Origin of the sequence: Vibrio sp. V01_P9A10T6, assembly GCF_963877065.1 — a bacterium.
Lineage (GTDB): Bacteria > Pseudomonadota > Gammaproteobacteria > Enterobacterales > Vibrionaceae > Vibrio > Vibrio anguillarum.
In genome coordinates this window covers 1-2,817 of the sequence record NZ_CAWNTB010000113.1, presented here as the reverse complement: position 1 = coordinate 2,817, position 2,817 = coordinate 1, and the positions used below count along the sequence as shown (strand labels likewise).

The following is a 2,817-nucleotide window of genomic DNA, read 5'->3' as shown; positions in this document are numbered from 1 at the left end:
CTTCAATACCGCGTTGCGCACCAACTTTGCTGGCAAAACCTCGTTGCTGAACGTTTTATAAAACAGATCCATTCCTGATTGCATCACTAAGTTATCCGGCCTTCTGCATGTTTCATAATTCCGTAATTGCGCTTGTGTTAAAGCTTCTTGATTTTGTGTCACAGCTAATAACGCTTTTACATCTTTAAACCCTAAATTCACCCCTTGCCCAGCCAGAGGGTTAATCGTGTGTGCTGAATCGCCAACCAAAACACATTGCCGTTTCGCATACGTCTGAGCATGACGACGAGTGAGGGGAAATGCCCCACACTGCAACACGTTAATATCGCCTAGTTCCTCAGGAAAAGAGGCCAACACTTGCTCCCTTAACTGCTGCTTGTTCATCGCACACAATTGGCGAATTCGTTTTGGTGAGTCATACCATACCAAAGAAGCTTGATTACCCGGCAAAGGAAGAAACGAGCGCGGGCCGGATGGAAAAAATTGCTGCCAAGTAATATCTTGCTGAGGTTGATGAGTTTCGACATTGATCAACATGCAATGGTGTCGATAATCCCACGCGGTAATACCAATTCCCGCCAGCTGCCGCACAAGAGAATTTGCACCATCCGCACCAATCACCCAAGTTGCAGTAAGAGTTGCGCCTGACTCTAAAAGCACGCTATTTTGTTGGCCAAACACAATGTGCTTGAGCTTATCAGGACAAAAAACCTGCAAATTCGGATAGTGCACAAATTGCCCCCACAATCCGATCTGAATAAGACGATTTTCGACCATATAACCCAGCTGAGGGAGGCCCAATGCATCGCTATGAAAACGAGTACGGCACTCTGGGTGCTCCCAGGTTTCTAGGCGGCGATAAGGACAAACACGCATTTGCATAATTTCATCCCATGCGCCTAAGTCAGTAAGTAACTGAACCGAAGTTTGCGAAATGGCAGAAACGCGCAGATCCATTACTTGGTCTATTGTAAATGCTTCAGGCTCTATACCTTCGACCAGAGCAACCGTGCGACCTTGCTTAGCAAAGCCTATAGCCACTGCCGCACCAACCATGCCACCGCCAATCACCACCACGTCAAAATTGTTCATTGTTTACACTTAATCGTCTGAGTTTTGAGTCGATTTTCATTGTACGTTTTCAGCTCTTTTTTGCGAATTTTTTTACACAAAAACCCTGCACTTTCTATGGTAAAAATCTAGAGATGACGGAACATGCGAGAGATTTTATTGGATGACTAGTCAGTGACTTTTTAAAGCAGTACAATACGCGGCTTACCGCCGAGATGGCGGCTACAATTTGAGCATTAGTTCAACCAATTTAGACCAATAAGACGAGCGAAAGTGAGATGAGTAAGAAACTGCTAATTAAAACCTGGGGCTGCCAGATGAACGAATACGATTCATCAAAAATGGCCGACCTGCTTAACGCTGCAAACGGCTATGAGCTAACGGAAGAGCCAGAGGAAGCAGATGTATTATTACTTAACACCTGTTCGATCCGAGAAAAAGCACAAGAGAAAGTCTTTCATCAGCTAGGTCGCTGGAAAACATTGAAAGATAAAAAACCAGGCGTCGTGATTGGCGTTGGCGGCTGTGTTGCAACCCAAGAAGGTGATCACATCCGTGAACGCGCTCCTTTTGTTGATGTTATTTTTGGCCCGCAAACCCTACACCGCTTGCCAGAAATGATAAAACAATCGCAAACCAACGATGCGCCAGTCATGGACATTTCGTTCCCAGAGATTGAAAAATTCGACCGTTTACCAGAACCAAAAGCAGACGGCGCAACTGCATTCGTCTCTATTATGGAAGGGTGTTCAAAATACTGCACTTACTGCGTAGTACCTTACACTCGCGGTGAAGAAGTCAGTCGCCCGATGGATGATGTGTTGTATGAAATCGCGCAACTCGCGGCGCAAGGTGTACGCGAAGTCAATCTTTTAGGACAAAACGTTAACGCATACCGTGGCCCTATGCACGATGGTGAAATCTGTTCATTTGCTAATCTGCTACGTTTAGTCGCCTCCATTGATGGTATTGATCGCATTCGATTCACCACCAGCCACCCACTCGAATTTACCGACGATATTATTGCCGTTTATGAAGACACACCTGAGCTGGTGAGTTTCCTGCATCTTCCGGTACAAAGTGGTTCAGACCGAATCTTAACCATGATGAAGCGCCCACACACCGCGATTGAGTACAAATCCATTATTCGCAAACTGCGTAAGGCGCGCCCAGAGATACAAATTAGTTCTGACTTTATTGTCGGTTTCCCCGGTGAAACAGATAAAGACTTTCAAGATACAATGAAGCTGATTAAAGACGTTGATTTTGATATGAGCTTCAGCTTTATCTTCTCCCCTCGCCCGGGTACGCCAGCCGCTGATTACCCATGTGATTTATCAGAAGACGCCAAAAAAGAGCGTTTATATGAACTGCAGCAAACAATCAACGCACAAGCGATGCGTTACTCACGTTTGATGTTAGGTACAGAACAACGCGTATTAGTCGAAGGCCCATCTAAGAAAAATCTAATGGAGCTTCGCGCCCGTACCGAAAATAACCGTGTCGTTAACTTTGAAGGCTCCGCCGATCTGATTGGCCAATTTGTCGATGTGAAAATTGTCGATGTGTTTGCCAACTCACTGCGTGGTGAACTGGTTCGCACTGAACAAGAGATGGATCTTCGCACCGTGATTTCACCAACGCAAATGATGGCGAAAACACGTCGAGAAAATGAGCTAGGGGTAGCCACTTTTACACCTTAGGTTTAAGCATAATGTCATACAGTGCTCGATCATAATCGGGCAC

At 45.6% G+C, this 2,817-nt stretch carries 2 protein-coding genes; one reads left to right on the top strand and one right to left on the bottom strand.

Annotated elements, in window-relative coordinates; all coding sequences use genetic code 11:
* Positions 1-1,092: 2-octaprenyl-3-methyl-6-methoxy-1,4-benzoquinol hydroxylase (locus tag AACQ21_RS06435; RefSeq protein WP_105977377.1), on the bottom strand; the 1,092-nt coding region annotated here is incomplete at its 3' end.
* Positions 1,093-1,349: 257 nt separating this feature from the next.
* Here AACQ21_RS06435 and miaB point away from each other — a divergent pair.
* The gene (miaB, locus tag AACQ21_RS06430; protein WP_013857327.1) at positions 1,350-2,774 is read left to right on the top strand and encodes a tRNA (N6-isopentenyl adenosine(37)-C2)-methylthiotransferase MiaB; all 1,425 of its coding nucleotides are present in this window, start codon (positions 1,350-1,352) and stop codon (positions 2,772-2,774) included.
* The last annotated feature ends 43 nt before the right edge of the window (positions 2,775-2,817 follow it).